The sequence below is a fragment of the Enterovibrio makurazakiensis genome (genome assembly GCF_050336585.1).
In the GTDB taxonomy this organism is placed as follows: Bacteria; Pseudomonadota; Gammaproteobacteria; order Enterobacterales; family Vibrionaceae; genus Enterovibrio; species Enterovibrio gelatinilyticus.
In genome coordinates, this window is the sequence record NZ_JAKJSE010000009.1 from 88,494 (window position 1) to 108,361 (window position 19,868).

Annotated in this window: 16 protein-coding genes and 1 pseudogene; 7 read left to right on the top strand and 10 right to left on the bottom strand. The window is 42.8% G+C overall.

The window, feature by feature from the left end:
• Nucleotides 1-194: 194 nt before the first annotated feature.
• The 4 genes from L4D06_RS07630 to L4D06_RS07645 all read right to left on the bottom strand — a co-directional run bounded on the left by L4D06_RS07630 (nt 195) and on the right by L4D06_RS07645 (nt 5,122).
• Nucleotides 195-980, bottom strand: coding sequence for a retron system putative HNH endonuclease (locus L4D06_RS07630; protein WP_429738590.1), 786 nt, complete (start codon nt 978-980; stop codon nt 195-197).
• On the bottom strand, nt 980-2,329 hold the full coding sequence (locus tag L4D06_RS07635) for an AAA family ATPase (RefSeq protein WP_429738592.1): 1,350 nt from the start codon (nt 2,327-2,329) through the stop codon (nt 980-982). The genes L4D06_RS07630 and L4D06_RS07635 overlap by 1 nt, the downstream gene beginning before the upstream one ends.
• A gap of 65 nt (nt 2,330-2,394) precedes the next feature.
• Complete coding sequence (locus L4D06_RS07640) at nt 2,395-3,618, bottom strand: restriction endonuclease subunit S (RefSeq protein WP_429738594.1); 1,224 nt, start codon at nt 3,616-3,618, stop codon at nt 2,395-2,397.
• Entirely contained in the window at nt 3,608-5,122 is a 1,515-nt protein-coding gene (locus tag L4D06_RS07645) for a type I restriction-modification system subunit M (protein ID WP_429738596.1), read from the bottom strand. The genes L4D06_RS07640 and L4D06_RS07645 overlap by 11 nt, the downstream gene beginning before the upstream one ends.
• 446 nt (nt 5,123-5,568) lie before the next feature.
• On the opposite strand from L4D06_RS07645, the gene L4D06_RS07650 reads away from it, so the two are divergent.
• Both L4D06_RS07650 and L4D06_RS07655 read left to right on the top strand, forming a co-directional pair.
• A complete protein-coding gene (locus L4D06_RS07650) occupies nt 5,569-7,338 on the top strand; it encodes a hypothetical protein (RefSeq protein ID WP_429738598.1) in 1,770 nt (589 codons plus the stop codon).
• A 59-nt stretch (nt 7,339-7,397) separates the two neighbouring features.
• Nucleotides 7,398-10,169: a DEAD/DEAH box helicase gene (locus L4D06_RS07655; protein ID WP_429738600.1), complete on the top strand. Its 2,772-nt coding sequence runs from the start codon at nt 7,398-7,400 to the stop codon at nt 10,167-10,169.
• An 803-nt stretch (nt 10,170-10,972) separates the two neighbouring features.
• On the opposite strand, the gene L4D06_RS07660 is transcribed toward L4D06_RS07655, so the two are convergent.
• Together L4D06_RS07660 and L4D06_RS07665 are read right to left on the bottom strand one after the other, a co-directional pair.
• A complete protein-coding gene (locus L4D06_RS07660; RefSeq protein ID WP_429738722.1) occupies nt 10,973-11,251 on the bottom strand; it encodes a recombinase family protein in 279 nt (92 codons plus the stop codon).
• Between the two features lie 24 nt (nt 11,252-11,275).
• A complete protein-coding gene (locus L4D06_RS07665) occupies nt 11,276-11,491 on the bottom strand; it encodes a recombinase family protein (RefSeq protein ID WP_429738602.1) in 216 nt (71 codons plus the stop codon).
• A gap of 60 nt (nt 11,492-11,551) precedes the next feature.
• Here L4D06_RS07665 and L4D06_RS07670 point away from each other — a divergent pair.
• From L4D06_RS07670 to L4D06_RS07690, 5 genes and pseudogenes are all read left to right on the top strand, one after another.
• Nucleotides 11,552-11,818: pseudogene (locus tag L4D06_RS07670) on the top strand (carboxypeptidase); the annotation flags it as partial.
• A 1,025-nt stretch (nt 11,819-12,843) separates the two neighbouring features.
• Nucleotides 12,844-14,541 (top strand): ABC transporter ATP-binding protein, encoded by a 1,698-nt coding sequence (locus tag L4D06_RS07675; RefSeq protein WP_429738604.1) that lies wholly within the window; start codon nt 12,844-12,846, stop codon nt 14,539-14,541.
• 103 nt (nt 14,542-14,644) lie between these two features.
• A complete protein-coding gene (locus L4D06_RS07680; RefSeq protein ID WP_429738606.1) occupies nt 14,645-15,766 on the top strand; it encodes an efflux RND transporter periplasmic adaptor subunit in 1,122 nt (373 codons plus the stop codon).
• Nucleotides 15,753-16,415, top strand: a complete 663-nt coding sequence (locus L4D06_RS07685) for an ABC transporter ATP-binding protein (protein ID WP_429738607.1) — start codon at nt 15,753-15,755, stop codon at nt 16,413-16,415. Before L4D06_RS07680 ends, L4D06_RS07685 begins: the two co-directional genes overlap by 14 nt.
• The gene (locus L4D06_RS07690; RefSeq protein WP_274162678.1) at nt 16,412-17,656 is read left to right on the top strand and encodes an ABC transporter permease; all 1,245 of its coding nucleotides are present in this window, start codon (nt 16,412-16,414) and stop codon (nt 17,654-17,656) included. The genes L4D06_RS07685 and L4D06_RS07690 overlap by 4 nt, the downstream gene beginning before the upstream one ends.
• Before the next feature lie 10 nt (nt 17,657-17,666).
• Here L4D06_RS07690 and L4D06_RS07695 read toward each other — a convergent pair whose 3' ends face one another.
• From L4D06_RS07695 to L4D06_RS07710, 4 genes are all read right to left on the bottom strand, one after another.
• A complete protein-coding gene (locus L4D06_RS07695) occupies nt 17,667-18,146 on the bottom strand; it encodes a CPBP family intramembrane glutamic endopeptidase (protein ID WP_429738609.1) in 480 nt (159 codons plus the stop codon).
• A gap of 127 nt (nt 18,147-18,273) precedes the next feature.
• On the bottom strand, nt 18,274-18,876 hold the full coding sequence (locus L4D06_RS07700) for a GNAT family N-acetyltransferase (RefSeq protein ID WP_274162680.1): 603 nt from the start codon (nt 18,874-18,876) through the stop codon (nt 18,274-18,276).
• Nucleotides 18,869-19,348, bottom strand: a complete 480-nt coding sequence (locus L4D06_RS07705; protein WP_429738611.1) for an N-acetyltransferase — start codon at nt 19,346-19,348, stop codon at nt 18,869-18,871. Before L4D06_RS07705 ends, L4D06_RS07700 begins: the two co-directional genes overlap by 8 nt.
• Nucleotides 19,349-19,858: a 3-hydroxyacyl-ACP dehydratase FabZ family protein gene (locus tag L4D06_RS07710; RefSeq protein ID WP_274162682.1), complete on the bottom strand. Its 510-nt coding sequence runs from the start codon at nt 19,856-19,858 to the stop codon at nt 19,349-19,351.
• Nucleotides 19,859-19,868: the final 10 nt, after the last annotated feature.

A 19,868-nucleotide genomic window follows, 5' to 3' on the forward strand; every position in this document is an offset into this window, starting at 1 on the left:
CAAATATTCATGCAAAGATGAAACACCATAACCCGTTGATGCAGAATAGAAAAGAGGGCGATTTACGGAAATACCGGTGTTGTCAGTAATTCGTTTCTGAGTACTTTTCGCTTGCTCCTGCAAAAATGCCATGAGTTGAGGCTGTGTTTCTTTAATAATATCTGTAAGGGAGTTATTGACACAAATAACCAAGATCAATCAATTTGTGGGCAATGTTGCTGAATTACCCTTTCACCCAGAGCTCCAAATAATGCTCTTGTCGCTGAATGGAATGATTGCAACTGCGGAAATGGTGCCTTGTTTAAGTCAGGATGAGATCGTGTTGTTAAAGTAAGCTCGCACTCAGCCAAGTTTTCTAAAGCGTGAACATCTTGTCTATTAATCAAATCATCAATGATTTCATCTATTTCTTTCAACCAACGCTCCCGCTCTGCTTTTAAAAAAGGAGCATTTAAATTTAAAATGTCAATAGTAAATTGGGCTTTTTGTGCTTCTAATTGAGTCAGATTGGCATTTGGTAAAATAGTTCCATCAATTGTCAAATAACTAAAGTAACTTAGGCAATTTATCATTTGAGGAGAAATAAACATATTAGGATTATATGAATGATTCGGATTGTTATCTTTATAATGCCCACCAAATCGAAAATTACCAGAGTAGACACTAAGATCGTCTGAGCTCAATACACAGCGGAGTATGTTGCTTTCGTCAAATGTGCGATTTGGATAAATACTTTTTGGCTGTTCATGTTCAAAGTGTGCACCTACAGAATTGTGTCGTCTCAAATCGGATAAATTTAGCTCGGTATAACAACATAAACCGTATTGTTCAATCAGTAGTTTATAGCAGAGAGAGTCGTTGTGGTCTGTAAAATTGCTCCACGCTCTCGCTGCGGACTCACTATCGACAGGAACACCATTGTTTCGTTGTGCGACTATGAGGTTGCGGTTGCCAGCAGCACCTTTCTTAATTGTCCTCATTATCCTAAAAAGTCCTTACGCTTAATTGCACGATCTGCCGCCATGAGGTCGGAATGATCAGGCCCCATTAATCCCTCAAGTTGCACTCTCAGTGCCGCAGCTTCGTCACCTTTACCTAGACCCGATTCTATCAAGCATAAATATTGCTTTAGTAAGTCTGCATAGAGCATCGGGGGTCTACTGTTAACGCCAAGGACATGATTAAGAACATAATTGCTCGTTTCACCGAATGTATTACCAAAAGGAGTGACCGCACTATCGTGGGTTAAAATCAATATTTGATCTTTTTTAACCGTTGTTAGAACTTGAGGGCTGTGCGTCGTGACCACAAACTGAATATTTGGAAAGGCATCTACTAAACTTCCTAATACTAACTGTTGCCATTGAGGGTGTAGATGCATATCTATCTCATCCACCAAAACCAAACCATGGGTCTGATTAACAGCTTGATCTTCCAGATGGGGATTCAGCCGAACACATCGATAAGCAATATCAGCTATCATTCCTATCATGTTTCTAACACCATCACTGAGCATTGAAACAGGCACATGCCCCTGCTCTGGATGTGTAGCAATGATTTCTTTATTTTGAGCACTATATCGCATGTTCGACCAACCGGATGGCTTCAGTGCTTCATTCACAGCAGTAGTAATCGCACCTAGTAATCTACTACGAACTGTAGAACCTGTTACTAGCGCACTTTGAGAGAAGCCGGCCTCCTCCACAATTTCCAATCTACGCTCCACTTCCGCAATGGTCTCTTCTCGAAGCCATTCAGCAAATGCAGTGTAGCTTGACTCAGGATCCATACAATCACGATAGCCTTCTAGCCGGCTAGACTGGCTCAGAGATGCTACTTTAAAGGAGGATAGTTTTTTTTGTTTCCACAAACGTCCAGTTCCGTAATAACCAAAAACTGGAAGAGTTACACGCTCATTACTTTGCACCCAATTCTGAAGTACTTTTGCAAAGTCCTTTAGAGGTTTAACCTGAGTTGTACGACCTTTTTTTGTATTTCGTCTTCTTTCCCAAGCTTCGGGAAAACCTTCAATTACACTAGAGGGAAATGTCTCACAACTTACTGAAACGGGAAACTGCGATTCCATTGTGTATGCCTGCTTGTCAGTTGCAAAGTGCTTAGCTATTCTTATTTCGCTGTCTCTAACGCCTCTGTCAACCCCCGTTCCTAAGGCTGTAAAATACTGGCCGTAACCAATTGAAATGGCATCAAGAATAGTCGTTTTACCATGTCCATTTAGTCCAACCAAGACGTTGATCCCTTCGTTGAACTCACATTCGAAGCGTTGAAACCCCCGAAAGTTACTCAATGTTAATTTTTTTAGTTTCATTTTAAACTACGCCACAATCTGGTTTTGCGTGATCTTATTGTGCAAACAATAAGTTACCGATTCCATCAGTAGGGGGTTGCTACTCCCAACTCCAATACATCCTCTTTCACACGGCGCTTACCCGTCAGCAGTTGCTGCATCAGTGCTTTTTTCTCTTGCTTGAGGTGCGCAAGTTTAACTTCCAGCAGTTCGATTTCTTTGTCGGCAGCAGTGAGGACAGAGGCAATTTTTTGTTGTTCTTCCAAGCATGGTAGTTTGAGCTTCAATTCTTTAAGACTTTTAAAGTACAAACGTGTTCGAGTTCCACCTTGTTTCTGCTGAATAGCAAATCGCTTAAAATCATCGCCCTCATTGAGATTCGACTCCAAAAAGTAAGAATCTAAGCCTACTGTTTTGAATATAGGATACTCTTTACTTACAGCTCCTCTATCCCAAGTTCGATTTACATTAAATTTAAAAATCAAATCGTCACTCATATGACGATAAGTAAAGTAACCCAATGGAAGTACACCATAATCACCTTCATTAATCACTGATCTTTCTTGAAGATACAAACCAGTTCTAGAAGATGTTAGAACCGGGATTTTGGTATTAGCTGGAGCTAACTCTTTGTAAGGTACTAGGTACTTACCAATAGATTCATAAATCCATTTAGGGAATGTATTACCATTTTGATCTTTAAAACGCTTTTTACCCGTCAGCAACTGCTGCATAAGGGCTTTTTTCTGCTGCTTGCTGGTGGCAATCAGCTTTTCAGTGGTGGTAATCGCTTTGTCCCATGTTGAGAGGATTTGGGCGATTTTGCGTTGTTCTGGGAGTGGGGGTAATAGTACAGGGAATTCTTTCAACTGAGTAGAATTGATACTTGCTAAATTTGTACTTCGCTTAGCACAACTCAAGAAGTAAGTTTTACCGTAGTTGCTTGCTGATAACGTGGCCAAAAAATATGGCAACAATATCTGCTTATTCGGACGTACTGCGAAAACATGATTTTGGTTGAGACACGGCACTATTTGACCTTGCCAAACATCACCACGCCCCAACTTGTCGAAGTCACCACCTTCGGTCATCAATACGTCGCCTACTTGAAGTGAATATCTTTCAAGTTGATGTCGCTCAATTTGAATAGTTTTAACAACCGAAAGATCTATATTTCCATCTTGCACATTTGCTACTCTGAGATAGGGCACTTCGATGGGATCTTTCAACCCCTTTTTGCCTTTCGCAACTCCCGTTTGAATCTCGGCTACTTTCTCTAGAGGCTTCCTTTCCCAACCATTAGGCACCATAACCTAGCTCCTCTAGGTAACCCGCCATCTCAGCTTCTAAATCAGCCAGCTCGTTCTGAAGTGCCAAACGCTCACTACGTACTGCCATCAAATCAATTTCGGCCTCTTCCTCAAAGGTATCGACATAGCGAGGAATGTTAAGGTTGTAGTCGTTTTCACGGATCTCTTCGAGTGTCGCGACATAGGCATATTTATCGACGTTCTCGCCGCTGCGGTAGGTCTTCACGATCTTGTCGATATTTTCAGCCGTCAGCACGTTCTGGTTTTTGCCTGCTTTAAACTCGCGTGACGCATCAATAAACATCACATCGTCAGAATCTTTGTGCTTTTTGAAGATCAAAATCGCCGCAGGAATACCCGTGCCGAAGAAGAGTTTTTCAGGTAAACCGATCACTGCATCCAGCAGGTTTTCATCAATCAGCTTTTGGCGGATTTTACCTTCGCTTGATGCACGGAACAGCACACCATGAGGCACAACTACACCCATTCGGCCGCTTTCAGGCTTTAGCGTCTCAATCATATGGGAGATAAACGCGTAATCACCTTTGGTTTTTGGTGGAATACCACGACGGAAACGGCCAAAGTGGTCATTTTCTGCATCTTCGTGGCCCCATTTATCCAAGCTAAACGGAGGGTTTGCCGTCACTACATCAAAATGCAGCAGGCCACCGTTGTTATCTTGCAGTTTCGGGTTGCGGATGGTGTCGCCCCATTCGATGCGGTGGTTATCTTCGCCGTGCAGGAACATGTTCATCTTAGCCAGCGACCAGGTAGAACCAATGGCTTCCTGACCATATAGCGCATACTTCTTGGAACCATTGAAGTTCTTCTGCACTTGCTTGCCACACTTCATCAAGAGTGAGCCAGAGCCACACGCAGGGTCACAGATGCTGTCCCCTTCTTTAGGCTCAAGCAGGATGGAGAGCAGATCAGAGACTTCCGCTGGGGTATAGAACTCACCGGCTGATTTACCACTGCCTGCAGCAAAGTGTTTGATCAAGTATTCGTAGGCATTACCAATTACATCCAGCGTACCAACGCGGCTTGGTCGGAGGTTCAGGGTCGGCTTGCCGAAATCTTCCAACAGGTGGCGTAGAATGTCGTTCTTCTGCTTTTCATCACCCAGCTTGTCGGTGTTGAAGCTAATATCTTGGAACACCCCTTTCAGCTTGGTGTTGGCTTCTTCAATCGCATGCAGCGCGGTATCAATGCGCGTGCCGTTGTTTGGCTCGTAGCGGCTTTCATACAAATCCCAGAACGAGCAACCATCAGGGATCTTGAATGACTGGCTTTCCAGCATTTCAGCAATCAGTTCTGGGATGTCACCGTACTCTTCTTTCAGTTCATCGACTTTGTCTTTATGCACATCAGAGATGTACTTCAAGAACAGCATGGTGAGGATGAAATCTTTGTAGATTGAAGGATCTACGGTGCCACGGAAGGTATCACAGGCATTCCAGACAGCTTTGTTAATTTCGGCTTGATCGATTGGAGAATTTGGCATTCGGGTTTCCTGTTAAGAACCGCCTCTAGAAATACAATATGTATTGTTTGTAGAGGTAGGGAGCGACATACAACGTTATATAAGGCTCAAATCGAGAATGATTAAGCTGTTCGTCAATATTGGGAAAGATCATCCATTGAAAGCCATGTGAGGTCAATACAAAGAAACTGCGATATTTGCGGTTGAAAGAAGCCAATTACAATATGTTTACAACACCAAACCAAATCCAGAACAATAACCGTAAATCATTAGACACATCATTTTACATACATGTTTTATATGAATTAATTAACCAGACCAAAGCCCGCAAATTTCAAAAATCCATATACTCGCTCAGTTAAAACTGAAGTAAAGTCTGCTCTCAGCTTTCATTTACATTGTTGGGTCATCCATTCCAACAATTCATCTTTACTCACCAAGGGCGTTACAGTCCCTTATGGCAAAACATGGCAAGCGATCGTCTCGACCATTTACTTCAAAAGTGCAAATTTCTGTTAGGAAAAAATCGTGACACTGAAGCCCGAGTATGGCTTGAGATTGCACTAGATGAATTCCCCACAAGCAGAGAGCTCCAGCGTTTTGCTGGAAAAACTTACCTGCAATGGGGTATGACTCAAAAAGCCATCCACTTTCTCGAGTTTGAGCACACTGAAGATACTTTTGAAGCCCCTACTGAAGTGTACGATCACGATAAGGTCACTCAAGATGATCTAACCATCATTGAAGGGCAGCTTGGCTGCAAAGATACGCCTTGGTTTATGCCTTCACCTCAAGAAGTAGAAGCGCCAACGCCTGTAAGAAAAACACTCACTCTTAACAAAAGTGTTGGGGATTCAAGGCCAGTTAAAATAGAAACGGACAGCATCTGCTCTAGCCGTTCTGGACAGAAGCAAATTGTTGTTAAGCGCCTAAAAACGAGAAAAACCTCAAATGTCAGTGAAGCTCCCTTAGAGAATGAGAGTTTACCGCAGATCGGTGCTGAGCCTTCTGTCGCCGATATCGTAACGGAAGATAGAATCACTGAACTACCGCAACAAACTGATACGCCTTTGGAATCTTCCTTTGTACCTGTAATCGAAAGCGGCTTTAAGTCAGCAGTTATAGATGAACTTCAAGACGTATCCGAACACCCTGCTCCGTTTCTCCATGGAACAATAGAGACGGAAGCTACATTATATGTTTTGAGTGTTCCCCCTGCACCATCTCTATCAAAGCAAATCAAAGAATTCAAACCACAAACTGAACCCGAACAATCAGTTGAAACCAGCATTGATCATTTTGCCCACGCTTTCATGAACGAAGAGGAAAACACTTCATATGATTCGGAGCAAGTTTGGGATTCTGATCAACTCGATCAATTTCATGACCCTCAGTATTCTCAGCCAGATAATGGCGAGTTGGAATGGACCGAGGAATCTGCAGGCTTAGCGTTCTATCAAGACGATGACTGCCTGCTAACTTTCTCTGAAGAAGACTGTGAACTGTTTGATGTCAGTGATGATGCATTTCTTTCAGCATTTGATGATTTTGATTTCGATGGAGACTTGGATGAAGAACAACCGGCTATTGATGAAGCGAATGACGGTGACAGCCTCAAGTTGACGCGTTGGGAACGTGCGCAGCAAGTCGCTGTAGAAGTTATCTATTCGACCAATTGGTCAGGTAAACATCTTGCGTTTCTGACTGACGTTTTCTTTGAAAATGGATGGAGCGCTGCAAGAATCACCATGGAAAAAGAGATACGAAGTGGCACCACCATCGATGAGTTAATGCTTGCACGAGATTTCAAAGAAATCTGGAAAAACTGCGACCGCTACTGGATCACTCTCAGCAAACTTGGCCCCCATGCTCAAGTCACTGAGGCGACTCATCGACACATGAGTTGGGCTCAAGCACTGAAGATAATCCGTTGCTTCAATTGGTTACCAAGTATTGAAGAGCTTGAAGTCTTTTTAGAAGACGAATTCGAATATTGGTACCAACACACTTTAATGCGCAGAATTTTCCCCGTATTTATGAAATATCTCTGCTATTACCGAGCCAAAAGCACTCTTTATATGGATTTTGAGTTAGGTCCTTATGCCCCACAACAAAATGATGACCCCATGGACAATGGTGACTTCATCAACTGTAACTCCGAATATCGACAACGCCTGAGTGACGCTGGGCTCGATTCAATCACAGCAACCACGCCCTGCCCCATGGTTCGCCAATAAAGGAAAGCAAACTTATGACCTATATGTCTGACCGACTCATGCCACTAGAAGGAACAGCAGTGAAGTATGGCGATGGGTGGGGAATCATCAAATCCATTTCGGAGAACGCTGGTACATTTACCGCAGCAGTGAAATGGTTCCAGGGGGGTGGTTCAAAAATTAATATTGAATATCTTACGTGTGGATTCAAGCGCAATATGGAAGTGATCCATAAGCCTCTGTCTTACTCTCAAAAGTCACTTGGCTGTGGCAGTGTCGTAACTGTCAGAACAATTGGTAACCGTGAGCAAGTTCTTGTCGATTTCCCTGACAAAGGGCAGCAAATATGGCTTCCATATGAGTCACTTAAATACATCAAAGGCCCAAAGCATCGGTTTATCGTCAAGGATACAGGAGCAGACGATGCCGCTGAACGATTTAGGCTCAAATCTTTGGCACATGCGATTGAAACGTGGAATGAAAATTCCGGCGCTTTATCAAAATTAGACATTGACCCTCTACCGCATCAAATCCATTTGGTTCATCACATACTCGCTCATGGAAACCTAAATTGGATGATTGCTGATGATGTAGGTTTGGGAAAAACCATTGAAACTGGGATGCTACTTAAAGCCCTTAGCCAAAGAGGGATGGCACGCCGAATTTTGCTCGTTACCCCAGCAGGCCTTACTCAGCAATGGAAAGAAGAACTGCACAACAAATTTGGCTTTAGCGATTTCCGAATTTACGGAGAAAACTTCTCCATCGATGAACCTCGGGAATGGGGTATGTATAACCATGTCATTGGCTCAATTGATAAGTTCAAAGATCCTGATCACCTAATGAAATTAATGCATTCAGATTATTGGGATATCATCATCTTTGATGAGGCTCACCGTCTAAGTCGCCGTCAAAACGGCATGAGCTTTGATAGTTCAATGCGTTTCAAACTTGCTAAGTCTCTACGTAAGAAAACAGATGCTCTTGTTTTGCTTAGTGCGACACCTCACCAAGGAAAACACGACAAGTTTGTGAGTTTGCTTGAGTTGCTTCGACCAGACCTCAAGAAGAAAATTGATACTTTAAAGCTCAATCCTGAGCTATTAAAGGAAATGCTATACCGAAACAATAAATCTGATGTAACCGATGCAGAAGGCAATTTCATTTTCCAAGGCAAGGTAACAAAAGCCATTACTGTTGATGTCGATGAAGCATTTTCAGATTTTGACAGTGATTTACAAAGTTACCTTCGCAAAGGCTATGCACAGGCTAAATCTCTCGGTAGTGCTGGCAACGCCATCGGCTTTGTTATGACTGTTTACCGTAAACTGGCAGCTTCAAGCTCTAAAGCAATTAATTCTGCGCTTAAACGACGAAAGGAACGTTTGGAAGGAGAACGTGGCCAATTGTCGAATCTTGAAGATCTTATCGAAGCTGATCAGAGATATATCGGTGAAATCGAAGAGAGCTTTGATCATTCTGCCAAAGAATTCTTTGACGGTGAGATTGCGCTTTTGGATGAACTGATTGTCAAAAGCGAGACATTGCTTCTCAATGACAAAAAAATTAACGAATTCTTAGACGGCATTGTTGGTCAAGTTCTGATCAACAACCCCAATGAAAAAATCCTCATATTTACCGAGTATCGCTCTACACAAAACTATCTACTTGAAGCGTTATCAGAGAGGTTTGGTGGTGACAAAGTCGAGCTTATCAATGGTTCGATGAAACACCTGAACAGAAGAGAGGCAATTGGCCGTTTTGAAGACAATGGCCAATTCTTGATTTCTACCGAGGCTGGTGGAGAAGGTATTAACCTCCAGAAAAACTGCCACATCATGGTGAACTACGACCTTCCCTGGAACCCTATGCGATTGGTTCAAAGGATCGGCCGCTTATACCGATATGGTCAAAAGAAGCGTGTTGTTGTTTTTAATATGCACTCTCCGGGAACTGCCGATGAACAGATCATCGAACTCATGTACGAGAGAATTGGTGAAGTTGTAAGTGATTTGTCCACAGTTGGGGATGAATTCCATGAGCGATTAAGCGATGACATTCTCGGTGAAATTGCAGATTTGGTAGACGTTGAAACTATTCTCCGTGAAGCAACTTTAGAAGGGATACAAAGAACTCAGCAGAGGATTGATGAAGCTTTAGAGAAAGCAAAAAGCGCTGCTAATGTTCAGCAAGAATTGTTTGAGCATGCTTCAAGTTTCGATCCCAATGACCTGAGAGACGGCTTTATACCGAGCACAGAACATCTAACGAGTTTCATTGAGTCGATGTTTGGCTACTTAGGAATTCAGGTCATTGACAAAACACATGGTGGAAAGGTCTGGCAGGTTCGTTTATCTGAGGAATTACAAGACTCTTTAGGTATGCGAAAATCTCGCTGGGATTTGACACTGGACCGAGTTATTGGGTCTAACCGCGAACACATTGATGTTCTCGATCTCGACCACATATTGATGAAACATATGTTGGAGACTGCCAAGTCCTACAGCTTTCAGGGGCAAACAGCTTCTATCCAAACTACTTCGCTAGCTGGCTCGCTATTTTGTGGTTTTCTGAGGTGGCAAAACAACCAAGGGGTTAGACAACGTCAAGAGTATATGAGCTGGAGTGTAGACTCTGATGGTGACTTGCGAGTAAACGACCCAAATGTGCTTGAAATGTTTAAAAGTGAATTTTCATCATCGCGCTATACCCATGAACCAGAGCAAAATAAATTTCATTTCAAACATTTGGAAATTTCTATCGATGACAGGCTGGCGGCACTTTCAAATAAATGGTTGCAGCCTGAGAATTTTGAGATTATTTCAGCCTCTTGGCTGTCCATTGATAGATAACTTAACAGATTCGACAGGTTGTGTGGCAACAGCCTGTCGAAACCTATCTTTCTTTGGCGGGTGGCAAAATTTAATCCACGCTCACTAAAAGCTAGAAAATATTTCAAGACGCTCTTCCTTGAAGATCAGAAAGTAGTTGCGTGCGGAGAATTTATACAAATTATGCTCAGTTCACTCTGTTTTTTGCCTGAGAATGATAAATATCAAGGATAAAGACCTTGGATACTCTTCAGTATCTGAAATGAGGTCTCTGGTTTTCGAAAAAATTAAGAAAAAGTTAGAGCCAACGTTAAGCTCAATGAGCAAGTTTTCAGAAGAAGTTAAAACCCTTCTACACGATGCCTGAATGAGGTGAGCCTGCACAATGAGAATTTTCTCAAAATCTACCGCTGAACCTTAAGAGTGTAATTAGCAGTCTTGAAGATATTCGAGAAAGCCACTCCGAGCCCTCGGGAAGCGGCCTTGACCTCTGTTTACATACAACCATTACTCATTTGCTGCTTGTACTTTTTCTGATTCCAAATCGTGAAATTTGAAAGAGCACACTTTGATTTAACAACTATCTATCAGTCCAATTTCTAGCTGTAATCAAATCTGAGCAACTTTCTCACTCCGGAGTGACCCAATTGAACCAAATGCCAGATTTTATGGCAAAGGAATGGCCTTGTCAGCCAGTTCTCTTGAGATGGTATTTAGGCCCTCGTTGTTTAAATATGACATGGGAATGTCACGTGCAACATTTGCGTGTTCATTGAGTTTGAATCCCTTTTTTGTCCGCGAGAGCCAAAATGGAGTAGTTCCTGTCACATCGCCCTCCCCTCCAATTCAAACTTTCGCACTTGTTGTTTGACGAAAGCGACTGAGCGTTTCTGCTTGGTGAGGGATTCGTCGTGTGCACGGATCATTATCGCGATGGAGATAAATAGCTTACTGGGATCTTTAGCAATGCTGGTGGTGTTGTAAACCTGACTGTCATTCGCCGTGATGATAGTGATGCCTTTACCTATCAGCTCATTGAACTGATGCATGGCATCAAGCGGTTGGTCTCGGCTGAGGCGATCGAGTGATTCAACAATCAGAATTAAACCGCGCTCGACTTAGCCCTCTTACACCGCTTTGATGAAGATCCCTAGGGCTCCGCGGGAAACATGATCGGCGTGGAAGGCTGACAGACTTTCATCTGTCATCACAAGCTTTTCATTGAGCGTTAGACCATACTCTTCAGCTATCTGATTGGCGTAGTCATTCTGCCTTTCAATCGAGCCTCCGAACTTCTGTTGAGGGCTTGAAAACCGACGATAAGAATATACCTGCGCGACCAATGTATACCTCCAAGTGTTTAATATTCAACCACTTTACATGTAGTAGACATTTTAGGCTAGACCGACGGATCATTCGGCTACTTTCCAAGCTACACCCTAGGCGCAATGTATGCCGCGCAATTTATGGCAGCGATGCGTAAAACGGTGGATGTTGACGAGTGCATTCGCACACTGAAAATGGAACCTATTTGGGCGTGGCTTGAAGAGAACATCTGGTCGAAGGGCTCTACCCTTACGACTGAGGAACTAGTGATTCAAGCGACGGGCGAACCGCTCAACCCGGAATATTTCAAACAGCATTTGATTGCGCGTTACTTGAATAATTGATGAAAGCCACCAGCGCAGCCATTGGCTGCGCTGGTGTAACCATCTCAGTCATCGTGGCAGTCGAATTAAACGTTATTCTGTTTTCGTATATACCCAACCACGCCGGATAGTTTAGAGTGATAGATACTTATAAGAGATATACCTTATGATTTTTTTATCTATTTAGGCGAATAAATCCACTCTCAACATTGATCTATGCGGTTCAACCCACCAATAACGTTGATACAAACACTATGCTGCTGTCCACTTGCAGGTCCAAAAATATGCGACCTCAATTAATAACACGTTCAGATACATTCATACAGTTTGAAAGTAGTATAATACCGCCACCAAACAATGGATTAAGGTTTTTATTATCAATAACTTACAGCCATTACATGAACGTCAACTTCCTTTTTCGCTACTAATGTTTGAGTTAACCATTTAATCAAAAAACCATAATAACAAATGAGATAGTAATTAAATCCCATTAGAAATTAATTGTAAAACGATACTAATTAGATGGAAAATTAGTGAGAAAATGCGATATCAATCACTTGTTTATAAATTGAAATTCTCACTTTATAAACAATATAAACATTACATCTCAATCATCTCAATAATGGGAATTTGACTTTCAGACAAACCTTAACAACAATAGGGTGGCATTTGTTTGGCGTTTAAACTATGTACACACATTAATTCTGTTAATCATTAATTTAATTAACACAAGGAAAGAACGATGAAAAAAATAAAGTTTGCTGCAAAAAAAGGACCTGTGTTGGCTACAAAGAAAGAGCCTAGCAAGCCAGGGCCTAATCCAGGCCCTTGCTGTACGCCTTAATATTTCACATTAGGCTCCATGCATCCACACCTGTCTATTTCATGCAATTTAGAGAACAGCTCTATTTTTTGGCATTTAGACTCTTAAATTAGGGGGATGTTTCACATCCCCATTTTATAGTTGAGTTGCGATATTTGCGATTACAAATATTATTTTTTGATTTTATAGTCAAAGCATTTTCTCAATACATTCAGATAAGACTGTGACCAGAATCTCTTATTTATATCAACTTATCTATAAAAAAAGAAAATCTCATTCTTTGTCTTTTTTGCTATTGGCTTTGTTGTTGACAGCATTTCAAGCCCCACTTCCTTACTTGTCTGGTCATCTCATCGATCAGGTTCTACCCAGTGCAGATTCACACTTGCTACTTAAGACCGTCGTTCTGCTCGCCACCCTTTACAGCGGTTACTTGATAATAAGTTATGTTAATGCTTGGTTTCGTCTAAAAGTGCGCAAAGAGATTATGATTGATTTTAACCAGGATGTGGTTAAGAGCATTCTTGGCTTGAATTATAATCAGCGACTTAAAATAAACAATGGCGACCTGTTGTCTCGTGTCACAAGGGATATAGACCAGTTTGAAGTCATTATGCCCTACGGATTATCAAGTGTAGTCCACCACTTGGTGTTGTCTGTCGCCTTATTAATCATCGTTTTTTTTATGAATTGGCAATTGAGCGCCATACTTCTTGCCCTTTTACCCGCTGCCATCATTGTTTATATGAGATTCGACAGTGCGTTATGGTCATCTTCTAAAGATGAAACAGATGCCTCGGCAAAAAAGATGACAGTCTTGCAAGAAACTATTGAAGCGGATGCAGAAATAAAAACCTATGAAGCTGAAAAATTCTTTCTAAGTCATACCCGCAAAGCCGTGGAAAACTTGGAAGATAAGCGTTTCATCCGGCAGTTATACGACACCAAAGTTAGTATGATCATTATGGGTATTCCTATGCTGGCTATGGTCATTATTTGGTATCTTGGTGGTGCCATGGTCATTGAGGAGCAACTCAGCATAGGTTTGATCATCACCTATACAGCGACATTGAACTTAATGGTGCCCTCTCTAATCAGAATTATTGAGTTTGCTTCAAGCATTCCCAATGAATTAACCGCTTTAATGCGCGTTAAGGAATTGCGTGATTTAGCTAAGATACAATCTGAGCAAGGTTCTGCTGTTAATACTGCTCTTCAAATGGAACAAACTGTTTCTTTTGAGGCAATGATTTTAGATGATATGAGTTTTTCCTATCATCATGACTCCCCTTTATTCTCCAACCTAGATTTAGTTTTCGACAGAGGTCGCGCTCATTTGATTAATGGCGGTAACGGTGCTGGTAAGTCGACACTACTAACAATCCTGAGTGGAGAACTTAAACCTCAGGCTGGGAACATTAAACTCGATTCCATTCACCTAAGCGGCATATCAAATCGCTCTCAGTCGATTTCCATGGTCCCCCAAAAAATCCACATTATTTCTGACTCCATTCGCAACAACGTGACGTTTGGGATGGATGTTGACCAGGATAAAATCCAGAAAGCCCTAAATCAAGTTGGTCTTAGCAAGTGGATTGATCGCCTCAATCAGGGAATCGACCACGTCATAAAAGATGCGCATTCAGAGCTCTCAGGTGGTCAAATTCAAAAATTGGGTCTAGCGCGCGCCATATTGCGAGATACACCTATTTTGCTAATGGATGAGCCAACTAATAATTTAGATAGTGAGGCCGTGAAAATGCTCATTGAAATTGTTCGAGCACAAAAGCAGTCAAAGATCGTCGTGATTGTGAGCCATGATGATCGCCTATTTAATGCGGTCGATCGCATTGTTTACCTTGAGGATGATAGCCTCCGTCATTCTACACGTGTTACGGAAACTGAAACTAAAGAAGGTTAATCGGATGATACCTTTGTTTTTATAAGTTCTGACAGACACTAAAAGAAGTCATCTTCATCATCGTTTGTGAAGTATTAGGGATAGAGAATTGAAAGCACCTCTTATGAAGTCAAAGCAGTCCGGTAAGCAACCCATGAGAGGCTATTTTAAGACCACATTCGCTATCCTTATTCTATTTTCCGCTGTTGCTACAGGTTACTTTCTCTATCAAACGCCCCCCCTTGATGTATCAGGTGTACAAGTAAAACGAAATGATATGGCCTACATCATTCGAGTGACGGGTGAAGTCATTAATGATCGTACCGTGTCTTTGACCGCATTAGTGAATGGTCGCGTTGAGGAGGTTTATGTTGCGCGTGGTGATCGGGTAAAAAAAGATGACACTTTGGCATCGATGGATAACCGAGCATCAATTGCCCGACTCAAACGCGCTCAAGCCGTTGTTCAGCAAGAAACTGTTCGAGTAAAAGAGCAACTGCAACGCTACAACAGGTTGTCAGAGCTATCTAACAGAAAGCTGGTGTCTGTGGAGGCACTGGACCAAGCTCAATATGAATTGGAAACCGCTAAAGCAGCAGTTGCTATAGCTAAAGCAGATGCCCAAATGAGTGCGCTTGAGCAAGACTGGCAAAAGCTAGATGCCCCCTTTGATGCCGTTATCATCGATAAATCGACGGAGTCAGGACAATGGGTAGAAGCCGGAACAGAGCTTTTCCAACTCGTTGCTATTGAAGGATGGGAAATTGAAGCCAATTTAGATGCGGTTGATAGTGGAAGAATTCACCTTGGTCAGTTGGTTAACCTAGCATCTGACGCTTTTCCCAACCAACGTTGGCAAACTCAAATCCATTGGATTGGTCCTGCTATCGAACGTACATCAGAACGCTATTTAAATACCTTTCCCGCTCGCATGGGATTGGGCTCAGAAGCCCCCCAATTACTATTGGGACAACAGTTGGATATAGAAATCGTAATAGAGGAACGTGGCAATGTGCTTAGCCTGCCTTACAGTGCTTTACGCGAGCGCGAACCAGGACTCTTTGAGATTGCACTGATCGAGCAAGGTACCATTCGCCTGCAAACTGTTGAATCAGGATTGGAAACAGATACGCATGTAGAAATACTCAGCGGCGTTCAGGAAGGGCAATGGGTTGCTCTGTTTGATAGCGAATATCTTGAAAATGGGCGTACAGCAAGGTTTATCGATAAAAATGATCAAAATTGAATCCTTGCACAAATCCTACTTCCGAGGTGAAACCTCACTCCCCATTATTCAAGGTGTTGACCTGAATATAGAACGGGGGGAATTTGTTGCAATAATGGGAGCATCTGGCTCCGGTAAAAGTACCCTACTCAACATTATCGGCTGCCTAGATAATGCTGATAAAGGCACCTATTACTTAGACGGTACGGCCGTCCATCAAGCAAACGATGATGGGCTTGCAAAACTACGTTCTTCACTCATAGGCACGATATTCCAATCATTCAATTTACTATCAAGACGTGACGCATTAGCCAATGTCATGCTCCCATTGGTGTATCAAAGTACCCCGCCTTCACAGCGACAAGCGCTTGCTTTAGCCGCGCTTGAACGAGTAGGTCTAGCCGATCGTGCAACGCATTTGCCCAATCAGCTTTCTGGTGGCCAGCAACAACGTGTTGCTATTGCACGCGCGCTGGTCAATAAACCCAAGTTGCTTATCGCGGATGAACCAACAGGCGCTTTAGACAGCATAACTGGGCAGCAGGTTATGCATCTCTTTAAGGAATTGCACGCTGAAGGCAATACCATTGTTATGGTCACTCACGATGCGCATTTAGCTGAGACGGCTGACAGGGTCGTGCACATGCGAGATGGTAGGATTGTCATATGAACGAGTGGCGAATTATGCTTGATCTGTTCAGAGAAGCGCGACTTGCCATGTTTGAAAACTGGGGAAGATCATTGCTCAGCATGATTGGAATTGCTGTGGGTATCGCTGCAGTCATGACAGTTGATACTGTCAGTATTGGAGGCAAAGCCTTCGTCATGAAGGAATTAGAGACCTTTGGTCTCAAATCCGTTTGGGTATATCGAGCTCAAAGTAACAAAGATCCACACAAACGAACACGCTCGGGGACGGGCATCAATAACAATGACCTAGTGGCACTTCAGGGAGATTGTTGTCCATCAGTTAAGCTCATAAGCCCCATCGTTACACCCAACGGCCGACCGCCCATCGTCCAAGTGGGCAATCGTTACAGTAACGCACAAGTCACTGGCGTCAATACAGATTTCATAACCATCAACAATGACCAGCTACGCATAGGAAGAGGCCTTCGAGAAGTAGAAGTTAGAAACCGAAGACCTGTCGCCATTATTGGCGAAACAGTGTTATCCCATCTATTTCCTGGCATTTCGAACCCTGTAGGACGTTCGCTTCGAATATCAAGTCGAGAATATCAGGTGATTGGTGTTCTCCGCTCGAAGAGTCGCGATTTACTCGCCAGCATCGGCTCTGCGGGAGGCGATGTGAATAACCGAGTTTTGATTGGCTACCCCCTAGTACAAGCACTCAATGGGAATGACGATATCAGCTATATTCAGGCGGAAGCCGCATCGGTAGAAACAGCGGAAGCCGCCACTGAGCAGATAAAAGGCGTGCTATCGAGGCGTTATCACGGTGTTTTCGAATATGAAAGCAGCACCCTCGCCTCTTACATCGATACCACAGATAACATTCTTGGCGGTGTCACCATCATCGGTATTATTGCTGCATCTAGCGCATTGATCGTAGGTGCCATTGGTGTTGCAGGCATTATGAGTACGGCTGTCGCTGAAAGAACGCGGGAAATCGGCATTCGCGCTGCCGTTGGTGCTCATCGCGACCATATAATGGTTCAATTTATCGCCGAGTCGGTGTTCATTTGTTTGATTGGCGGTTTAATGGGCTTAGCCGTTGGTGTGCTCATTGGTTTTATTTTGAATTTCTTTACCGGCTTTCCATTGTTTCCTGGCATAGGGGGAGTCAGCATTGCGCTTGGTGTGTCAATTTTAGTGGGCTTAATTGCAGGGTATTTGCCTGCACGGAGAGCTGCACAGATGAAGCCAGTAGACGCGCTCAGGGATTCATGAAAACAGGCTGTTAGCCAAGGCTAGCCTCGTGTTCTTCATAAAATGAAGCGGAAAGGATCAGAACATTTCTGGTTAGGTGGACAATCCAAACAAACAGCACTGAATCAGTCACAACGTAAGCAACACCAAGTAGTGCTGCAAAAATAAAGAACTCTAACGAGTGCCACCCTATCGGTCTGTTTTCTGTGTGGACTGTCCAGAATAATACCGAAGATATACAGATAGCAGCCCAAACAGGAAGCGTTAACATTAATGTACTGACTAAAAACACTCGCCAAATGAGCTCTTCGTAGCACGTAATTCCCACCTGAAAAAAAAGATAATTTCTGTGTTTTTTAAGCTGTTTAAACCCACGGACACTATCGATAACAAATTGTCTTGGTTGAGGCGAACTCATTGGTAATCCAGCCACCAATAGGGCTAAACCAACACATATGCCGCCTGAAACAATCGCAATAAGTTGAAGCGAAGGCGCAAACTGCCAATCCACATAGAAATATGCCGTGTAGGCTATGACGGGTAACATTAGTATGAAGCCAAAACGATCGCCAATGACTCGCGGGTATAAAAAAGACAAACTGACAACTGCGATAAGCAGTAAAACGAGTAAGGGCACTCTAGAAGAGCCCCTGTTTAAAATGACGACGCAATACACCCTCTTTGTGTTCTTGCAAAAAAGCGCGGAAGTCATCTGAAAACATGGCATAGAGGTGGTAGTCGTTCCATCCATCTCCTACAGGAACATAATTTTTTAGCACACCTTCTTTTATGCCACCAAATTCTGCAAGACGTATTGAATCCTCATTACCCGATAAAACATACCCATAGACTTTATGTAAATTCATAACGTTAAAAGCCATTTGCAAGCTTAACAGAGCTATCTCAGGCCCAAATACGCTGGTACGGTAAGCCTCTTCTCCTACTAAATAGCGAAGATCTGCAGTACGGCTTTTCCAGTCAATGTTGTTAAACCAGATCATCCCTATTGGCTTGCCACTCTTGACCGAGCACACCAAACCTAAAAGGTTATCTCCGCCATAAACAGCCGCATTCTGTTCTAGCCAAGTCATCACTTGGTCCTTAGCACCATTGACAAAAGTCGAGCTATCAAAGACGGTCGAATTCAGGTAGGGGTCATCTAGCCAGCCAGCAATGGTATCGAGGTCTTCGAGGTTAGGTCGGCGCAAAGCACAATAGATTCCACGAACACTGTCAAACACGCTTATCCTCACTTCCCATCATTAATAAATCGTAATACGTTCCCTCAACAAACAGCTGGCTCTTTAATCGAGCTTCCTCAGTAAAACCTAACCGTTTTAAGCAATCTATTTCTAATTGTTCATTGGGGAGTAACTGAATGTAATACTTACCTATATCATATTGTGCAGCTAGCCAGCCCATCACTGCCTGAATGTCACCATCAGCAGTGTCAACATCAGCAAAGTCACCATCAATAAAGTCACCTATCAGATAGAGGTCAAGATAGGCAATGCGAGAGAACATGGCTTTTATTCTGATAAATCCGACTTTGGCGGTATCATTAAACACAACAAAATCACCGTCACCCAATGCAGAATCTAACTCTGACTTTGAACAACCAAGCGGATAAGCAAGGTTTTTATAACTCGAACACTTAAAGCTTGATGATTCTAAATCAATAAAATCATCCAAAGCGGCTAACCTAAAAGACACTCAACGCTCCCTATATTTAGAAATATGTTCAATGAGACTTTTTCTTTTTATAAAAGTGAGATCAAAAGTCGCAGATAATACTTCTTTCCCATTTACATAGGAATTTCCGGTCAACCTAGCACCCAGACGATTGATTGCCTTAATGCTGACATGTGCTTTTAAGATATCCCCAGGTAATGCTGGCGCCTTAAATCGCATTTGACTGACGGTACTGGCTACAACATCCGTCAGTTCGTCAAACTCACTCCGGTAGTGAATTAAAACAATACCGGCCTGAGCTAATGCCTCACCCATCAAAACGCCAGGCATCATGTTTACATGTTTGAAATGAGCATTGATCAGCTCAGAAGATACGGGAATATTGTATTGTGCGATGACTTCCGATTCGGATAAATAACTCACTGAATCTACGAATAGAAATGCATCACCATATGGTAAAATTGAGCTAACTGCCTCTTTACCCAGTACACCTTGTGAATCCCTCAGTTCGTCAATAGAATTTCTATCCATAGTCTCGATT

Coding starts and splice junctions, on each gene's coding strand:
- L4D06_RS07635 (WP_429738592.1), bottom strand. CDS start 2,329: ATGAAACTAAAAAAATTAACATTGAGTAACTTTCGGGGGTTTCAACGC.
- L4D06_RS07645 (WP_429738596.1), bottom strand. CDS start 5,122: ATGCCAAATTCTCCAATCGATCAAGCCGAAATTAACAAAGCTGTCTGG.
- L4D06_RS07685 (WP_429738607.1), top strand. CDS start 15,753: ATGATCAAAATTGAATCCTTGCACAAATCCTACTTCCGAGGTGAAACC.
- L4D06_RS07680 (WP_429738606.1), top strand. CDS start 14,645: ATGAAGTCAAAGCAGTCCGGTAAGCAACCCATGAGAGGCTATTTTAAG.
- L4D06_RS07630 (WP_429738590.1), bottom strand. CDS start 980: ATGAGGACAATTAAGAAAGGTGCTGCTGGCAACCGCAACCTCATAGTC.
- L4D06_RS07640 (WP_429738594.1), bottom strand. CDS start 3,618: ATGGTGCCTAATGGTTGGGAAAGGAAGCCTCTAGAGAAAGTAGCCGAG.
- L4D06_RS07710 (WP_274162682.1), bottom strand. CDS start 19,858: ATGGATAGAAATTCTATTGACGAACTGAGGGATTCACAAGGTGTACTG.
- L4D06_RS07650 (WP_429738598.1), top strand. CDS start 5,569: ATGGCAAGCGATCGTCTCGACCATTTACTTCAAAAGTGCAAATTTCTG.
- L4D06_RS07690 (WP_274162678.1), top strand. CDS start 16,412: ATGAACGAGTGGCGAATTATGCTTGATCTGTTCAGAGAAGCGCGACTT.